Source organism: Parvibaculum sp. (assembly GCF_045863935.1).
Lineage (GTDB): Bacteria > Pseudomonadota > Alphaproteobacteria > Parvibaculales > Parvibaculaceae > Parvibaculum.
The window spans coordinates 1-16280 of the sequence record NZ_BTVP01000055.1 but is presented as its reverse complement, the minus strand read 5'-3'; the positions used below and the strand labels follow the sequence as shown (position 1 = coordinate 16280).

12 protein-coding genes, 1 tRNA gene and 1 pseudogene are annotated in these 16280 nt (G+C 61.9%); 13 read left to right on the top strand and 1 reads right to left on the bottom strand.

All coding sequences use genetic code 11. The features are described from left to right. The 10 genes and pseudogenes from ACKUUH_RS15960 to rpoC all read left to right on the top strand — a co-directional run. Positions 1 to 98, top strand: a pseudogene (locus ACKUUH_RS15960) (elongation factor Tu); the annotation flags it as partial. An 81-nt stretch (positions 99 to 179) separates the two neighbouring features. After that, positions 180 to 255: transfer RNA gene (locus ACKUUH_RS15955), tRNA-Trp, on the top strand. A 90-nt stretch (positions 256 to 345) separates the two neighbouring features. Beyond that, the gene (secE, locus tag ACKUUH_RS15950) at positions 346 to 546 is read left to right on the top strand and encodes a preprotein translocase subunit SecE (protein ID WP_322311995.1); all 201 of its coding nucleotides are present in this window, start codon (positions 346 to 348) and stop codon (positions 544 to 546) included. A gap of 32 nt (positions 547 to 578) precedes the next feature. After that, positions 579 to 1109 (top strand): transcription termination/antitermination protein NusG, encoded by a 531-nt coding sequence (nusG, locus tag ACKUUH_RS15945; RefSeq protein ID WP_407950888.1) that lies wholly within the window; start codon positions 579 to 581, stop codon positions 1107 to 1109. A gap of 109 nt (positions 1110 to 1218) precedes the next feature. After that, positions 1219 to 1647: a 50S ribosomal protein L11 gene (gene rplK / locus ACKUUH_RS15940; RefSeq protein ID WP_407950887.1), complete on the top strand. Its 429-nt coding sequence runs from the start codon at positions 1219 to 1221 to the stop codon at positions 1645 to 1647. Between the two features lie 5 nt (positions 1648 to 1652). Beyond that, a complete protein-coding gene (gene rplA / locus ACKUUH_RS15935) occupies positions 1653 to 2357 on the top strand; it encodes a 50S ribosomal protein L1 (RefSeq protein WP_407950886.1) in 705 nt (234 codons plus the stop codon). Between the two features lie 397 nt (positions 2358 to 2754). Further along, entirely contained in the window at positions 2755 to 3273 is a 519-nt protein-coding gene (rplJ, locus tag ACKUUH_RS15930; RefSeq protein WP_407950885.1) for a 50S ribosomal protein L10, read from the top strand. 51 nt (positions 3274 to 3324) lie between these two features. Then, entirely contained in the window at positions 3325 to 3696 is a 372-nt protein-coding gene (rplL, locus tag ACKUUH_RS15925) for a 50S ribosomal protein L7/L12 (protein WP_293506799.1), read from the top strand. 180 nt (positions 3697 to 3876) lie between these two features. Further along, complete coding sequence (gene rpoB / locus ACKUUH_RS15920; protein WP_407950884.1) at positions 3877 to 7965, top strand: DNA-directed RNA polymerase subunit beta; 4089 nt, start codon at positions 3877 to 3879, stop codon at positions 7963 to 7965. A gap of 154 nt (positions 7966 to 8119) precedes the next feature. Beyond that, positions 8120 to 12322 (top strand): DNA-directed RNA polymerase subunit beta', encoded by a 4203-nt coding sequence (gene rpoC, locus ACKUUH_RS15915; protein WP_407950883.1) that lies wholly within the window; start codon positions 8120 to 8122, stop codon positions 12320 to 12322. A 72-nt stretch (positions 12323 to 12394) separates the two neighbouring features. Here rpoC and ACKUUH_RS15910 read toward each other — a convergent pair whose 3' ends face one another. After that, positions 12395 to 12793 carry a hypothetical protein gene (locus ACKUUH_RS15910; protein WP_407950882.1) on the bottom strand — a complete coding sequence of 133 codons (399 nt, stop codon included), beginning with the start codon at positions 12791 to 12793 and terminating at the stop codon, positions 12395 to 12397. A 431-nt stretch (positions 12794 to 13224) separates the two neighbouring features. On the opposite strand from ACKUUH_RS15910, the gene rpsL reads away from it, so the two are divergent. Genes rpsL through fusA form a run of 3 tightly spaced genes read left to right on the top strand, consistent with a single transcriptional unit; the run spans position 13225 to position 16184 of the window. Then, complete coding sequence (gene rpsL, locus ACKUUH_RS15905) at positions 13225 to 13596, top strand: 30S ribosomal protein S12 (protein ID WP_012111654.1); 372 nt, start codon at positions 13225 to 13227, stop codon at positions 13594 to 13596. 11 nt (positions 13597 to 13607) lie between these two features. Further along, positions 13608 to 14078 carry a 30S ribosomal protein S7 gene (gene rpsG, locus ACKUUH_RS15900; RefSeq protein ID WP_407950881.1) on the top strand — a complete coding sequence of 157 codons (471 nt, stop codon included), beginning with the start codon at positions 13608 to 13610 and terminating at the stop codon, positions 14076 to 14078. A gap of 30 nt (positions 14079 to 14108) precedes the next feature. Beyond that, positions 14109 to 16184, top strand: coding sequence for an elongation factor G (fusA, locus tag ACKUUH_RS15895; RefSeq protein ID WP_407950880.1), 2076 nt, complete (start codon positions 14109 to 14111; stop codon positions 16182 to 16184). Positions 16185 to 16280 lie beyond the last annotated feature (96 nt).

The following is a 16280-nucleotide window of genomic DNA, read 5'->3' as shown; positions in this document are numbered from 1 at the left end:
TGATCGCGCCGATCGCGATGGAAGAGAAGCTGCGCTTCGCCATCCGTGAAGGCGGACGTACCGTCGGCGCCGGCGTCGTCTCCAAGGTGTTGAAGTAAAAGGCCGGACGCTTAGCGGCGGGACTTGAAGGTTGAGCATGATCCGGGAGACCGGAAATCCATTTCCCCGGATCGTGCTTTAGGAGTGTAGCTCAACTGGTAGAGCACCGGTCTCCAAAACCGGGGGTTGGGGGTTCGAGCCCCTCCACTCCTGCCAGCGCCTGAGGGCGAGGCGGCAGGGCCGGGAGGGCGAGACCCGGCCGGACGGGCGATAGAAGCGGTAGTCGAGAGGCATTTGGCGAGAGAGATGGCAAAGACGAATCCGCTTCAGTTCCTCCAGCAGGTCCGCTCCGAGGCGTCGAAGGTCACCTGGCCGACGCGCCGCGAGACGGTCATCACCACGGTGATGGTCTTCATCATGGTTTCGTTCGCGATGGTGTTTTTCTTCCTGGCCGACACGGCGCTGAGCTACATCGTTTCGCTCGTGCTCGGCTTCGGCGGTAACTGAGGTCAGGGGCTCAAGTCCCGTCGGAAACAAACATGGCTAAGCGCTGGTACATTATTCACGCCTATTCGAACTTCGAGAAGAAGGTCGCGGATTCGCTGCGCGAGCAGGCTGAACAGCAGGGTCTTTCCGATCAGTTCGAGGAAATCCTCGTGCCGACCGAAGAGGTCGTCGAGGTGCGGCGGGGCCGGAAGATCAACGCCGAGCGCAAGTTCTTCCCGGGCTATGTGCTCGCGAAGATGGAGATGACGGACGAGGCCTACCATCTCGTCAAGAATACGCCGAAGGTGACTGGCTTTCTGGGCGCGGACAACAAGCCGCAGCCGATCAGCCAGGCGGAAGTCGACCGCATCCTGCATCAGGTGCAGGAAGGTGTGGAGCGGCCGAAGCCCTCGATCACTTTCGAGATCGGCGAGCAGGTGCGCGTGGCCGACGGCCCGTTCGCCTCTTTCAACGGTTTCGTCGAGGAAGTCGACGAAGAAAAGGCGCGGCTCAAGGTGGCCGTGTCGATTTTCGGCCGGGCGACCCCGGTCGAACTCGAATACGGGCAGGTGGAGAAGCTCTAGGGCTCTTCCGTCTCCCGCAATCTTGTGGGAGGTGCGGACGAAACTCCGGTTTCCGATGCGCCGCTGACCACTAACCCAAAGCGCCGGCGATATCCGGCAGGGGAAAGACATGGCGAAGAAAATCGAAGGCTACATCAAATTGCAGGTGCCGGCCGGCGCGGCGAATCCCTCGCCCCCGATCGGTCCGGCGCTTGGCCAGCGCGGTCTCAACATCATGGAATTCTGCAAGGCGTTCAATGCCGCCACGCAGAAGATGGAACAGGGTATGCCGATCCCGGTCGTGATTACGGCCTATTCGGACCGTTCCTTCACCTTTGCGATGAAGACGCCGCCTGCCTCCTACTTTCTGAAGAAGGCTGCGAAGATCCAGTCCGGCTCCAAGACGCCGGGCCGCGCTTCCGCCGGAACGGTGACGCTCGCGCAGTGCCGTGAGATTGCCGAAGCGAAGTTCGTCGACCTGAATGCCAACGACCTCGATCAGGCGACGAAGATCATTGCAGGTTCCGCCCGTTCCATGGGCCTTCAGGTTGTGGAGTGAGCGATATGACTGGCAAAGCAGGAAAGCGTATTTCGAAGGCTCGTGAGGGGATCGACCGCAAGAAGACCTATGGTCTCGGCGAGGCGGTGAAGATCGTCAAGGATCGTGCTAGCGCGAAGTTCGACGAGACGATCGAAGTTGCGATCGCGCTCGGTGTCGATCCGCGTCATGCGGACCAGATGGTTCGTGGCGTTGTCGCGCTGCCGAACGGTTCGGGCCGCACGGTTCGCGTCGCGGTGTTTGCGAAGGGCGACAAGGCGGACGCCGCGAAGGCCGCCGGTGCCGACATCGTCGGTGCGGAAGACCTCGCGGAGATCGTGCAGAACGGCAAGATCGAGTTCGACCGTTGCATCGCGACGCCGGACATGATGCCGCTGGTCGGCCGTCTCGGTAAGGTGCTCGGCCCGCGCGGCCTGATGCCGAACCCGAAGGTCGGCACGGTGACGCCGGATGTCGCCGAAGCGGTGAAGGCCGCAAAGGGCGGCGCCGTCGAGTTCCGCGTCGAGAAGGCCGGCATCGTGCATGCCGGTGTCGGCAAAGCGAGCTTCAGCGAAGATCAGATCCTCGGCAATGTCCGTGCGCTGATCGATGCGGTGCAGAAGGCAAAGCCTGCGGGCGCCAAGGGCACCTATATCAAGCGGATCGCCATCAGCTCGACCATGGGCCCCGGCGTGAAGGTTGAGCCGCAGAGCGTTGCGGCTGGCGCGTAAGCGCCGAGAAGAGTTTCCGTTCGCGGTTCCGAGAGGGCTGCGGGCGGTTGGGAACGGACGGGACGTGCAGTCACTTCGGTGCAAACCGGAGTGGCTGCGCCATCGTCTGTTCACCTGTCCGAGACTGCGGGCGCCGAGGTTCCCTGGAACCGACGCTTAATCGCCAAGAGACGGCGGCCGGCAATAGACGGGAGTTGAACGGTTTCACGGAACTTCAGTGTTCCGCGGGATCGGTTGGAACCCGGGACAGGCAAGTGAGCGCCGCTCATGCGGTTTGCGAGGCTTGCGCCCCGCGAGACGTACGAGTGGCAAATGCCAATGGCGGGCAAGGGCAGGCGATGCCTTCCCAAATCCGCCCCCAAGTGTACGAGGGTTTCGTACACGACGGAGAGAGCAAGTGGACAGAGCTGAAAAGACAGAGCTCGTGACGCACCTCAACGGCGTTTTCTCGAATGCCGGTGTCGTTGTCGTCGCCCACTACAGCGGCCTCACCGTGAACCAGATGTCCGATCTGCGTTCCCGGATGGCCAAGGCTGGTGCTTCGTTCAAGGTGACGAAGAACCGGCTGGCGAAGCTCGCTCTCGATGGCACCCCGATGCAGGAGATCGGCGATCTCTTCACGGGGCCGACGGCAATCGCCTATTCCGATGACCCGGTTGCAGCCCCCAAGGTTGCGTCCGAGTTCGCCAAGGAAAACCAGAAGCTGGTCATCCTCGGCGGCGCGATGGGCGAGACGGTTCTCGATGCAAAGGCGGTGAAGGTGCTTGCCGACCTGCCGTCGCTCGACGAACTGCGCGCGAAGATCGTGGGCATGATCCAGACGCCGGCAACCCGCATCGCGGGCGTGCTCCAGGCGCCTGGCGGCCAACTGGCGCGTGTGCTGAATGCCTATGCCACCAAGAGCGAAGCGGCGTGACCGCTGCAGTGAACCCGATATCCAACCGAACCTATACAGAGAGACATTGAAATGACCGATCTCGCAAAAATCGTCGAAGACCTTTCCAACCTGACCGTCCTTGAGGCGGCCGAGCTCTCCAAGATGCTCGAAGAGAAGTGGGGCGTTTCCGCCGCCGCTCCGGTGGCCGTTGCCGCCGCGGGTGCCGCGCCTGCCGCCGCTGCCGAAGAGCAGACCGAGTTCGAGGTCGTTCTTGCCGCCGCCGGCGAGAAGAAGATCGAGGTGATCAAGGAAGTCCGTGCGATCACGGGCCTGGGCCTCAAGGAAGCCAAGGACCTGGTCGAAGGCGCTCCGAAGACCGTCAAGGAAGGCGCGTCCAAGGACGAAGCCGCAAAGATCAAGGCGCAGCTGGAGAAGGCCGGCGCCAAGGTCGAACTCAAGTAAGTTCGCTTACCGCGACAAGGGCCGGAACGGCGGGTTTCATGCTCACCGTTCCGGCCGATGCGCCGGCGCTTCGCAAGCGCTGCGCCCTCCACGGAGAATACGGGCCTAAGACCGGGCTGCCCCTTTCTCCGACTGAAAGTCCGGCCGCCGTTCTAATGCAGAGCGTTGCGAGGAGCACATATGACGCAGTCCTTCACTGGTCGAAAGCGGGTTCGTAAGGTCTTCGGGCACATTCCGCAGATCGCGGAGATGCCGAACCTGATCGAGGTTCAGAAATATTCATACGACCAGTTCCTGCAGGTTGAGGAGCCGAAAGGCGGACGGGAAGAGCAGGGGCTCTATTCCGTCTTCAAGTCGGTTTTTCCGATCAGCGATTTCTCGGAGACGTCGACGCTCGAATTCGTGAACTACGAATTCGAAACGCCGAAATACGACGTCGAGGAGTGCCAGCAGCGCGGGATGACATTCGCCGCGCCGCTCAAGGTGACGCTGCGCCTCATCGTGTTCGAGGTGGACGAGGATTCCGGCGCGAAGTCCGTCAAGGACATCAAGGAGCAGGACGTCTACATGGGCGACATGCCGCTCATGACCGAGAACGGCACCTTCGTCATCAACGGCACCGAGCGCGTCATCGTTTCGCAGATGCACCGCAGCCCGGGCGTCTTCTTCGATCACGACAAGGGCAAGACGCATTCTTCCGGCAAGCTGCTCTTCGCGGCGCGCGTCATTCCCTATCGCGGTTCGTGGCTCGACTTCGAGTTCGACGCGAAGGACATCGTCTTTGTGCGCATCGACCGTCGCCGCAAGCTGCCGGTGACGACGCTTCTCTATGCGCTCGGCCTCGACTCGGAAGAAATTCTCAGCACGTTCTACAACAGCGTTGCCTTCACCAAGGTGAAGCAGGGCTGGCGCGTGCCGTTCGATGCGGAACGTTATCGCGGCGCGAAGCCGGAGCGCGATCTCATCGACGCGAAGACCGGCAAGGCTGTTGTCGAGGCGGGCCGCAAGGTCACGCCGCGGCTGGCGAAGAAGCTGGCCGAAGACGGCCTCAAGGAACTTCTTGTGCAGGACGAGGATCTGCACGGCCGTTATCTCGCCCAGGAAATCGTCAACATGGAAACCGGCGAAATCTTCGCCGAAGCCGGTGACGAGATTACCCCTGAAGTGTTGGAGCAGCTCGTCGAGGCGGGCCACGACCAGATCGTGACGCTCGACATCGATCACGTGAACACGGGTGCCTTCATCCGCAACACGCTCGCCGTCGACAAATGCACGAACCGCGAGCAGGCGCTGATCGACATCTACCGCGTGATGCGCCCGGGCGAGCCGCCGACGCCGGACACGGCGGATGCGCTGTTCAACAGCCTGTTCTTCGATTCCGAGCGCTACGACCTCTCGGCGGTCGGCCGCGTGAAGATGAACATGCGCCTCGATCTCGATTGCCCGGACACGATGCGCGTGCTCCGCAAGGAAGACATCCTTGCGGTCATCAGGACGCTTGTCGGCCTGCGCGACGGCAAGGGCGAAATCGACGATATCGACAATCTCGGCAATCGCCGCGTGCGTTCGGTCGGCGAGCTCATGGAGAACCAGTATCGCGTCGGCCTGCTCCGCATGGAACGGGCGATCAAGGAACGCATGTCGTCGGTCGATATCGACACGGTGATGCCGCATGACCTGATCAACGCGAAGCCGGCGGCTGCCGCCGTGCGCGAATTCTTCGGGTCCTCGCAGCTTTCGCAGTTCATGGACCAGACGAATCCGCTTTCAGAAATCACGCATAAGCGCCGTCTCTCGGCGCTTGGGCCTGGCGGTCTGACGCGCGAGCGTGCCGGCTTCGAGGTGCGCGACGTGCATCCGACGCATTACGGCCGCATCTGTCCGATCGAAACGCCGGAAGGTCCGAATATCGGTCTCATCAACTCGCTCGCAACCTTCGCTCGCGTCAACAAGTACGGCTTCATCGAGAGCCCGTACCGGCGCGTGAAGGGCGGCAAGCTCGATGCCGATGTGGTCTATCTGTCCGCCATGGAAGAAAGCCGCTACCGCATCGCGCAGGCGAATGTGGAAGTGAGCGCCAAGGGCGAGATCCAGGGCGAGCTCGTGAACTGCCGCATCGACGGCGATTTCGAGATGGTGCCGCCGGATCAGGTGGACTTCGTGGACGTGTCGCCGAAGCAGATCGTGTCGGTGGCCGCGGCGCTCATCCCGTTCCTCGAGAACGACGACGCGAACCGCGCGCTCATGGGCTCGAACATGCAGCGTCAGGCTGTTCCGCTCATCCGTTCGGAAGCGCCGCTCGTCGGCACCGGCATGGAAGAAGTCGTGGCGCGCGACAGTGGCGCTGCGATCGGTGCCCGGCGTACGGGCGTCGTCGACCAGGTGGACGCAACGCGTATCGTCATTCGCGCGACGGAGGAGGTCGATTCCTCGAAGTCGGGCGTCGACATCTACAACCTGCGCAAGTTCCAGCGTTCCAACCAGAACACCTGCATCAACCAGCGTCCGCTGGTGCGCGTGGGCGATCTGGTGAACAAGGGCGACATCATCGCGGACGGTCCTTCGACCGAACTCGGCGATCTCGCGCTCGGCCGCAACGTGCTGGTCGCGTTCATGCCGTGGAATGGCTACAACTTCGAGGACTCCATCCTCATCTCCGAGCGCATCGTGCGCGACGACGTCTTCACTTCGATCCATATCGAGGAATTCGAGGTGATGGCGCGCGACACGAAGCTCGGGCCTGAGGAAATCACGCGCGACATTCCGAATGTCGGCGAGGAAGCCCTCAAGAATCTCGACGAAGCGGGCATCGTCTATATCGGCGCCGACGTGAATCCGGGCGACATCCTTGTCGGCAAGATCACGCCCAAGGGCGAGAGCCCGATGACGCCGGAAGAGAAGCTGCTGCGCGCCATCTTCGGCGAAAAGGCTTCCGACGTGCGCGACACGTCGCTTCGCCTCCCGCCGGGCGTCACCGGCACGGTTGTTGAGGTGCGTGTGTTCAATCGTCACGGCATCGACAAGGACGAGCGCGCGATGGCGATCGAGCGTGAGGAAATCGAACGTCTCGCGAAGGACCGCGACGACGAAGTCGGTATTCTCGACCGCAACATCTATGGCCGTCTTGCCGAAATCCTTCTCGGCAAGCAGATCGCTTCGGGCCCGAAGGCGCTCGCGGCGGATGCCAAGGTCAGCCAGTCCGATCTGGACGAGCTGAGCCATGGTCAGTGGTGGCAGATCGCGCTCAAGAACGAGAAGGCGCAAGCCGAAATCGAAGCGTTGAAGAAGCAGTACGACGAGAGCAAGGAGCGCCTCGAAGCGCGCTTTGCCGACAAGGTCGACAAGCTTCAGCGCGGCGACGAGCTTCCGCCCGGCGTCATGAAGATGGTCAAGGTCTTCGTGGCCGTGAAGCGCAAGCTGCAGACCGGCGACAAGATGGCCGGCCGTCACGGCAACAAGGGCGTCATCAGCCGCATCGTGCCGATGGAAGACATGCCCTATCTGGACGATGGCCAGCCGGTCGACATCGTGCTGAACCCGCTCGGCGTGCCGAGCCGCATGAATGTCGGTCAGATTCTGGAAACCCATCTCGGGTGGGCCTGTGCCGGTCTCGGTCGCAAGATCGAGAAGGCGCTCGAGGTCTACCAGCGCGAAAACAAGCCGAAGGAGCTGAAGGATCTCATCCACCAGATCTATGGTGACGATCAGACCGTCGCTTCGCTCGACGAAGAACAGCTTGTGGAGATGGCCGGCAATCTGACCAATGGCGTGCCGATCGCGACCCCCGTCTTCGACGGTGCCCGCGAGCCGGAAATCGTGGAGATGCTGGAACTTGCCGGACTGGACCGTTCGGGCCAAGTGACTCTCCATGACGGACGGACAGGCGAGCCCTTCGACCGCAAGGTGACCGTCGGGTACATCTACATGCTGAAGCTGCATCATCTTGTCGACGACAAGATCCATGCACGCTCCATCGGCCCGTACTCGCTCGTTACCCAGCAGCCGCTGGGTGGCAAGGCGCAGTTCGGTGGCCAGCGCTTCGGCGAAATGGAGGTGTGGGCGCTCGAAGCCTATGGCGCCGCCTACACGCTGCAGGAAATGCTGACAGTGAAGTCGGACGACGTGGCCGGCCGTACGAAGGTCTACGAGGCCATCGTCCGCGGCGACGACACGTTCGAAGCCGGTATTCCGGAGAGCTTCAACGTGCTCGTGAAGGAAATGCGCTCGCTCGGCCTCAATGTCGAGCTGCTGACACCGGCCGCGAGCTGACAAGAGACAGGCGATGCGCTCCTTGCGGGGCGCATCGCAGCCCTCCCCGGTGGAGGGCATTCGATATTCGATATACGGGGTACGCGGACGGAAGGCCCCACCGGACGCACATAACTATCCCCGTTGGCTTTGAGGCCGAGTTCAGGAGAAGTCCATGAACCAAGAGGTCATGAACCTTTTCAATCCGACGGCGCCTACGCAGACTTTCGATCAGATCAAGATCTCGATCGCGAGCCCCGAGCGGATCCTTTCCTGGTCCTATGGCGAGATCAAGAAGCCGGAGACGATCAACTACCGCACGTTCAAACCGGAGCGGGATGGTCTCTTCTGCGCGCGCATCTTCGGTCCGATCAAGGACTACGAGTGCCTGTGCGGCAAGTACAAGCGGATGAAGTACAAGGGCATCATCTGCGAGAAGTGCGGCGTTGAAGTGACGTTGTCGAAGGTCCGGCGCGAGCGCATGGGCCACATCGAACTCGCCGCGCCCGTCGCGCATATCTGGTTCCTGAAGTCGCTGCCGAGCCGCATCGGTCTTCTGCTCGACATGACGCTGAAGGATCTGGAGCGCGTTCTCTACTTCGAGAACTACATCGTTCTGGAGCCGGGCCTCACGTCGCTCAAGGAGCGTCAGCTTCTGACGGAAGAAGAGTATATCGACGCACAGGACCAGTATGGCGAAGACAGCTTCACTGCCGGCATCGGCGCCGAAGCGATCCGTGAGCTGATGATGGCACTCGACCTCGAGAAGATCGCCGCCGATCTGCGGGTGGAGATTGCCGAGTCGACGTCGGAACTGAAGCCAAAGAAGCTTGCGAAGCGTCTCAAGCTCATCGAGGCGTTCATCGAGTCCGGCAACCGCCCGGAATGGATGATCATGACGCAGATTCCGGTCATCCCGCCGGAGCTTCGTCCGCTCGTTCCGCTGGATGGTGGCCGTTTCGCGACCTCCGACCTGAACGATCTCTACCGCCGCGTCATCAACCGCAACAATCGTCTGAAGCGGCTGATGGAGCTGCGCGCGCCGGATATCATCATCCGTAACGAAAAGCGCATGCTGCAGGAATCGGTCGATGCGCTGTTCGACAACGGCCGTCGCGGCCGCGTCATCACGGGCGCCAACAAGCGCCCGCTGAAGTCGCTCGCCGACATGCTGAAGGGCAAGCAGGGGCGTTTCCGTCAGAACCTGCTCGGCAAGCGCGTGGACTATTCCGGCCGTTCGGTGATCGTCGTCGGTCCCGAGCTCAAGCTCCACCAGTGCGGCCTGCCGAAGAAGATGGCGCTCGAACTCTTCAAGCCGTTCATCTATTCGCGCCTCGAGGCCAAGGGTCTCAGCGCCACGGTGAAGCAGGCGAAGAAGCTCGTCGAAAAGGAGCGTCCGGAAGTCTGGGAAATCCTCGAGCAGGTGATCCGCGAGCATCCGGTGCTGCTCAACCGTGCGCCGACGCTTCACCGCCTCGGCATTCAGGCTTTCGAACCCGTGCTGATCGAGGGCAAGGCGATCCAGCTTCATCCGCTCGTTTGCGCGGCGTTCAACGCCGACTTCGACGGCGACCAGATGGCCGTTCACGTGCCGCTGTCGCTCGAAGCGCAGCTCGAAGCCCGCGTGCTGATGATGTCGACCAACAACATCCTGCACCCGGCAAACGGCTCGCCGATCATCGTGCCGTCCCAGGATATCGTTCTCGGTCTCTACTATGTGACCATCCAGAAGGATAACGAGCCGGGCGAAGGCATGGTGTTCTCGACCATGGCCGAAATCGAGCATGCGCTTGCCGCCAAGTCGGTGACGCTGCACGCGAAGGTCAAGGCGCGGTACACGACGAAGGATGCCGATGGCAACGACCTCACGCAGGTCGTGGACACGACCCCCGGCCGCATGCTGGTTGGCGAGCTTCTGCCGAAGCATCCGAACGTGCCGTTCGACCTCGTGAACCGTCTGCTCACGAAGCGTGACATCTCCAAGATGATCGACGTGGTCTATCGCCACTGCGGCCAGAAGGAGACGGTGATCTTCTGCGACCAGATCATGGCTCTCGGTTTCCGTCAGGCCTTCCGGGCCGGCATCTCGTTCGGCAAGGACGACATGGTCATTCCGGAAGAGAAGGCGAAGCTCGTCGAGGAGACGCAGGCGCTCGCGACAGAATACGAGCAGCAGTACATCGACGGCCTCATCACCCAGGGCGAAAAGTACAACAAGGTTGTCGACGCTTGGGCGAAGTGCACCGATCGCGTCGCCGACGTGATGATGCAGAAGATCTCGGCCGTGCAGGTGGATGCGGAAACGAAGCGCGAGAAGCAGATCAACTCGATCTACATGATGGCGCATTCCGGCGCGCGTGGTTCGCCCGCCCAGATGAAGCAGCTCGCGGGCATGCGCGGCCTCATGGCCAAGCCGTCCGGTGAAATCATCGAGACGCCCATCATCTCGAACTTCAAGGAAGGCCTCACCGTTCTCGAGTACTTCAACTCGACTCACGGTGCGCGAAAGGGTCTCGCGGATACGGCGCTCAAGACGGCGAACTCGGGTTACCTCACCCGCCGTCTCGTCGACGTTGCGCAGGATTCGATCATCACCGAAAGTGATTGCGGTACGGAGGGTGGTATCACGGTTCAGGCCGTGATCGAGGCTGGCGATGTGATCGTCTCCCTCGGTACCCGCGTTCTCGGCCGCACCACGGCGGAAGACGTGATGAACCCGGCGACCGGCACGGTTCTCCTGCCGAAGAACCACCTGATCGACGAGGCCGATGTCGACCTCATCGAGGAGGTGAATGTTCAGACGATCAAGATTCGTTCGGTGCTGACTTGCGAAGCGCAGAACGGCGTCTGCGCGGCCTGCTACGGCCGTGACCTTGCGCGTGGCACGCCCGTCAATATGGGCGAGGCCGTCGGCGTCATCGCCGCTCAGTCGATCGGTGAGCCGGGCACTCAGCTCACCATGCGTACTTTCCACATCGGCGGTACGGCGCAGGTGGCGGACAACTCCTATATCGAAACCAACCACTCGGGCACGGTGAAGATCGTGAACCGCAACGTGGTGAAGGATTCGAATGGCGTTCTCGTCGTCATGGGCCGCAACGTGCAGGTGCTCGTCATCGATGAACACGGCAACGAGCGCGCCGCACACAAGCTGACCTACGGTTCGCGCTTGCGTGTGGACGAGGGGGATACGATCTCCCGCGGCCAGCGCATTTCGGAGTGGGATCCCTACACGATGCCGATCCTCACGGAAGTGAACGGTGTCGTGGAGTTCGAGGACCTGGTGGAAGGTGTGTCGATCCGCGAAGTGGCGGACGAGGCGACCGGTATTTCCAGCCGTGTCGTCGTCGACTGGCGCGCTTCCCCGCGCGGCAGCGATTTGCGGCCGGCCGTGATCGTCAAGGACAAGAACGGCAAGATTCTGAAACTGGCGAGCGGCAACGACGCCCGCTACCTGCTTTCGGTCGACGCCATTCTGTCGGTCGAGAACGGGGCGGAAGTCCATGCCGGCGACGTGCTCGCACGTATCCCGACCGAAGGCGCCAAGACGCGCGACATCACGGGCGGTCTGCCGCGCGTGGCGGAGCTCTTCGAGGCACGCCGTCCGAAGGATCATGCGATCATCGCCGAAGCCACGGGCCGCGTTGAATTCGGTCGCGACTACAAGAACAAGCGCCGCATCATCGTGCATCCGCTGGACGAGAGCCTTGAGCCGATCGAGTATCTGATCCCGAAGGGCAAGCATATCTCGGTCCAGGAAGGCGATGTGATCGAGAAGGGCGAGTTCATTCTGGACGGTCACCCCGCGCCGCACGATATCCTTGCGATTTCGGGCGTCGAGGAACTGGCGGCCTATCTCGTCAACGAAGTGCAGGACGTCTACCGTCTGCAGGGCGTGTCGATCAACGACAAGCATATTGAAGTGATCGTCCGCAACATGCTGCAGAAGGTCGAGATCACGAGCCCCGGAGATTCCATCACGCTTCCTGGCGAACAGATGGACCGGTCGGAGTTCGACGAGATAAATGCGAAACTCGAGGCGCAGGGCAAGACGCCCGCCACCGCGAGCCCGGTTCTGCTCGGTATCACCAAGGCGAGCCTTCAGACCCGTTCCTTTATCTCGGCTGCATCCTTCCAGGAGACGACGCGCGTCCTCACCGAAGCGGCGGTTGCCGGCAAGGTCGATCAGCTCATCGGCCTCAAGGAAAACGTCATTGTCGGCCGGCTCATCCCGGCAGGCACGGGCGGCATGCTCCAGCGTATCCGGGGCGAGGCCCAGCGCCGCGACGAGAAGATCCTCGAGGATCAGGGTGGCACCACCGTTGAGGCCTCGGGTGCTGCAGAGGAAGTCACAGAGGCGGCGGAAGGCACTGCCTGATCCCGTGACCTGTACGTTAAAGATGGCGCAGGCCGCTCCCTCGGGGGCGGCCTGTTGCGTTCAGGGCGGCGCTCAGGCGGGGACGGGCCGGGCGCCGCGGCCCTTCGTCAGGTAGACGAGGAAGGCGAGGGCAAAGAGGAAGTCGCCTCCGGCCGCGACGGCCAGGCCCAGCGGAGCATGGCCCCAGAGCAGGTGGCCGAAAACGAGAAGAACGACCCCAAGCTTCCCGATCGTGCCCAGAATGACGATTTCCCGGCCGCCGGGGGTGCCCATGGCGACCATGGCGTAGCCGATGCCGAAGAGGCAGATCAGCAGGCCGGCAAGCTGAGCGATGATAATGTGCTGCGGATCGTAGGGTGGCAGCCCCAGGTTTTCCGCCGAGAGCGAGGGAATCAGCAGGGGCGGAAGCCCGGCGGCGAAGTTGTAGAGTGCTGCGATCCCGAACAGGGCAGGCCAGAATTTGCCGGTCATTTTGCTTTCCTCCCGTGAAAACCGGGTTCATCTTGCTCTCTGACAGGCCTTCCTGTCAGGGGAATCCCGATTGCGGACGAGAAAGTCAGCTCGTGTCCGATTTTTCGCGGGATTCGGCGGATGCGGGGTTGACGACTCGGTAACCCCCGAGTAATTTCCGCCCACTTTCGCTCCAGGTAGTAGAGGCATCCCGGACCGCTGGCCACCAAGCCCTTGAGGGTATTGGCCTTTGGTCGGATCTAGACACTGGGGCCGGTAAACAGAATACGAGGAATGGCGCACGATTCCGGGCGTAAGGCCGGGATCCTCTGCATTGGGATACAAGACCCGTCAAGGGTTTGGTGTCCTCAAGCGCGCGCAGCCCATTTTCGGACCAGATCCGGGGGCGGCGCGGCGTTTTTTTGTTTGGACAGACAGGATCGAGCAGGCGAATGCCCACCGTCAACCAACTCATCCGCAAGCCGCGCAAGCCGCTGGTGAAGCGTAATAAAGTACCGGCCATGCAGGCGTGCCCGCAGAAGCGTGGCGTGTGCACGCGCGTCTATACGACGACGCCGAAGAAGCCGAACTCCGCTCTGCGTAAGGTCGCCCGCGTACGGCTGACCAACCAGTTCGAAGTGACGAGCTACATCCCGGGCGAAGGCCACAACCTGCAGGAACACTCCGTGGTGCTGATCCGCGGCGGCCGCGTGAAGGACCTTCCGGGGGTGCGCTACCACATCATCCGTGGCGTGCTCGATACGCAGGGTGTGAAAGATCGCCGTCAGCGCCGCTCGAAATACGGCGCGAAGCGTCCGAAGTAAGGAACAGAGACATGTCCCGCCGCCACAGTGCAGAAAAGCGAGAAGTTCTTCCGGACGCCAAATATGGCGACGTCGTTCTCGCGAAGTTCATGAACAGCCTGATGTATCACGGCAAGAAGTCCGCCGCCGAAAGCATCATTTACGGCGCGTTCGACCAGATGCAGCAGAAGGCCAACGTCGATCCGCTGCGCACGTTCCACGAAGCCCTCGAAAACGTGATGCCGGCGCTCGAAGTGCGCTCGCGTCGTGTCGGTGGTGCTACCTACCAGGTTCCTGTCGAGGTTCGTCCGGATCGTCGTAAGGCACTGGCGATCCGCTGGATCATTGCCGCCGCTCGCGCCCGCAACGAAACGACGATGGTTGCGCGCCTCTCGGGCGAGCTGCTCGATGCGGCGAACAATCGCGGCTCCGCCGTCAAGAAGCGCGAAGATACGCACCGGATGGCGGAAGCCAACCGCGCCTTCTCGCACTACCGCTGGTAACGCGTTCAAGACCCCTAAAGGCAGACCGTCATGGCACGCAAAACGAAGCTCGAAGATTACCGCAATATCGGCATCATGGCTCACATCGATGCCGGTAAGACGACGACGACCGAGCGCATCCTTTACTACACGGGCGTGAGCCACAAGATCGGCGAAGTGCACGACGGCGCTGCCACCATGGACTGGATGGAGCAGGAGCAGGAGCGCGGCATCACGATCACGTCCGCTGCGACGACGTGCTTCTGGAAAGACAAGCGCATCAACATCATCGACACGCCCGGCCACGTGGACTTCACGATTGAAGTCGAGCGTTCGCTCCGTGTGCTCGACGGCGCCGTGACGGTGTTCGACTCGGTTGCCGGCGTGGAGCCGCAGTCCGAAACGGTGTGGCGCCAGGCCGACAAGTATCGCGTTCCCCGCATGTGCTTCGTCAACAAGATGGACCGCATGGGCGCTAACTTCTATCGCTGCGTCGACATGATCGTGACGCGCCTTGGTGCGGTTCCGCTCGTGACGCAGCTCCCGATCGGTTCGGAAGCCGAGTTCGAAGGTCTGATCGATCTCGTCAAGATGAAGGAAATCATCTGGAAGGATGAATCCCTCGGTGCCGAATTCGAGTATCGCGACATTCGCGACGATCTGAAGGATCAGGCGGACGAGTATCGCGCGAAGATGGTCGAGCTCGCCGTCGAGATGGACGACACGGTGATGGAGGCCTATCTCGAGGGCAACGAGCCCGACGAGGACACGCTCAAGAAGCTCATCCGCAAGGGCACCATTAGCCGCAAGTTCGTGCCGGTTCTCTGCGGCAGCGCGTTCAAGAACAAGGGCGTGCAGCCCATGCTGGACGCCGTGGTGGACTTCCTGCCGTCGCCGCTCGAAGTCGAGCGCATGCAGGGTATCGACCCCAAGACCGAAGAGCCCGATACGCGCGGCGCTTCCGACGAAGAGCCGCTTGCGGTTCTCGCCTTCAAGATCATGAACGACCCCTTCGTTGGTTCGCTCACCTTTTGCCGCATCTATTCGGGCGTGCTCACCACCGGTACGGGTGTGCTGAATTCGACCAAGGATAATCGCGAGCGCATCGGCCGCATGCTGCAGATGCATGCGAACCATCGCGAAGACATCAAGGAAGCCTATGCGGGCGACATCGTCGCTGTTGCCGGCCTCAAGAACACCACGACGGGCGACACGCTCTGCGATCCGCTGAAGCCGATCATCCTGGAGCGCATGGAATTCCCAGAGCCGGTCATCGAGGTTGCGGTCGAGCCGAAGACGAAGGCCGACCAGGAAAAGATGGGCATCGCGCTCAATCGTCTTGCGCAGGAAGATCCGTCTTTCCGCGTGTCGGTGGACGAAGAGTCCGGCCAGACGGTCATCAAGGGCATGGGCGAACTTCATCTCGACATTCTCGTCGACCGCATGCGTCGCGAGTTCAAGGTCGAAGCGAATGTGGGCGCGCCGCAGGTGGCCTATCGTGAAACGCTTACGAAGCGCGCCGAGATCGACTACACGCACAAGAAGCAGACCGGCGGTTCGGGCCAGTTCGCCCGCGTGAAGATCGTGTTCGAGCCGGGCGAGCCGGGTTCGGGCTTCCAGTTCGAGAGCAAGGTTGTCGGCGGTTCGGTGCCGAAGGAATATGTGCCGGGCGTTCAGAAGGGTGTCGAGAGCGTGAAGGACAGCGGCCCGCTCGCCGGCTTCCCGATGATCGACTTCAAGGCCACGCTGATCGACGGCGCCTACCACGACGTCGACTCGAGCGTCATGGCGTTCGAAATCGCTTCCCGTGCTGCCTTCCGCGAAGGCGCGCAGCAAGCGGGTGTGAAGCTCCTCGAGCCGATCATGAATGTCGAAGTCGTCACCCCGGAAGAATACATGGGCGACGTGATCGGCGACCTGAACAGCCGTCGCGGTCAGATCAACGGCACCGAGCAGCGCGGTATCGCGCAGGTGATCCACGCGATGGTGCCGCTCGCCAACATGTTTGGCTACGTGAATACGCTGCGTTCGATGAGCCAGGGCCGCGCCCAGTACACGATGCAGTTCGACCACTACGAACAGGTGCCGCAGGCGGTATCCGATGAAGTCCGGGCGAAGCTCGCCTGATCCGTTAATCGAAGTTAGTTCCAGAGGAATGGAGCGCCGAGATGGCCAAAGAGAAGTTTGAGCGGAACAAGCCGCACTGCAACATCGGAACGATTG

Coding starts and splice junctions, on each gene's coding strand:
- nusG (WP_407950888.1), top strand. CDS start 579: ATGGCTAAGCGCTGGTACATTATTCACGCCTATTCGAACTTCGAGAAG.
- rpoC (WP_407950883.1), top strand. CDS start 8,120: ATGAACCAAGAGGTCATGAACCTTTTCAATCCGACGGCGCCTACGCAG.
- rpsG (WP_407950881.1), top strand. CDS start 13,608: ATGTCCCGCCGCCACAGTGCAGAAAAGCGAGAAGTTCTTCCGGACGCC.
- rplA (WP_407950886.1), top strand. CDS start 1,653: ATGACTGGCAAAGCAGGAAAGCGTATTTCGAAGGCTCGTGAGGGGATC.
- secE (WP_322311995.1), top strand. CDS start 346: ATGGCAAAGACGAATCCGCTTCAGTTCCTCCAGCAGGTCCGCTCCGAG.
- rplK (WP_407950887.1), top strand. CDS start 1,219: ATGGCGAAGAAAATCGAAGGCTACATCAAATTGCAGGTGCCGGCCGGC.
- fusA (WP_407950880.1), top strand. CDS start 14,109: ATGGCACGCAAAACGAAGCTCGAAGATTACCGCAATATCGGCATCATG.
- ACKUUH_RS15910 (WP_407950882.1), bottom strand. CDS start 12,793: ATGACCGGCAAATTCTGGCCTGCCCTGTTCGGGATCGCAGCACTCTAC.
- rplL (WP_293506799.1), top strand. CDS start 3,325: ATGACCGATCTCGCAAAAATCGTCGAAGACCTTTCCAACCTGACCGTC.
- rpsL (WP_012111654.1), top strand. CDS start 13,225: ATGCCCACCGTCAACCAACTCATCCGCAAGCCGCGCAAGCCGCTGGTG.
- rpoB (WP_407950884.1), top strand. CDS start 3,877: ATGACGCAGTCCTTCACTGGTCGAAAGCGGGTTCGTAAGGTCTTCGGG.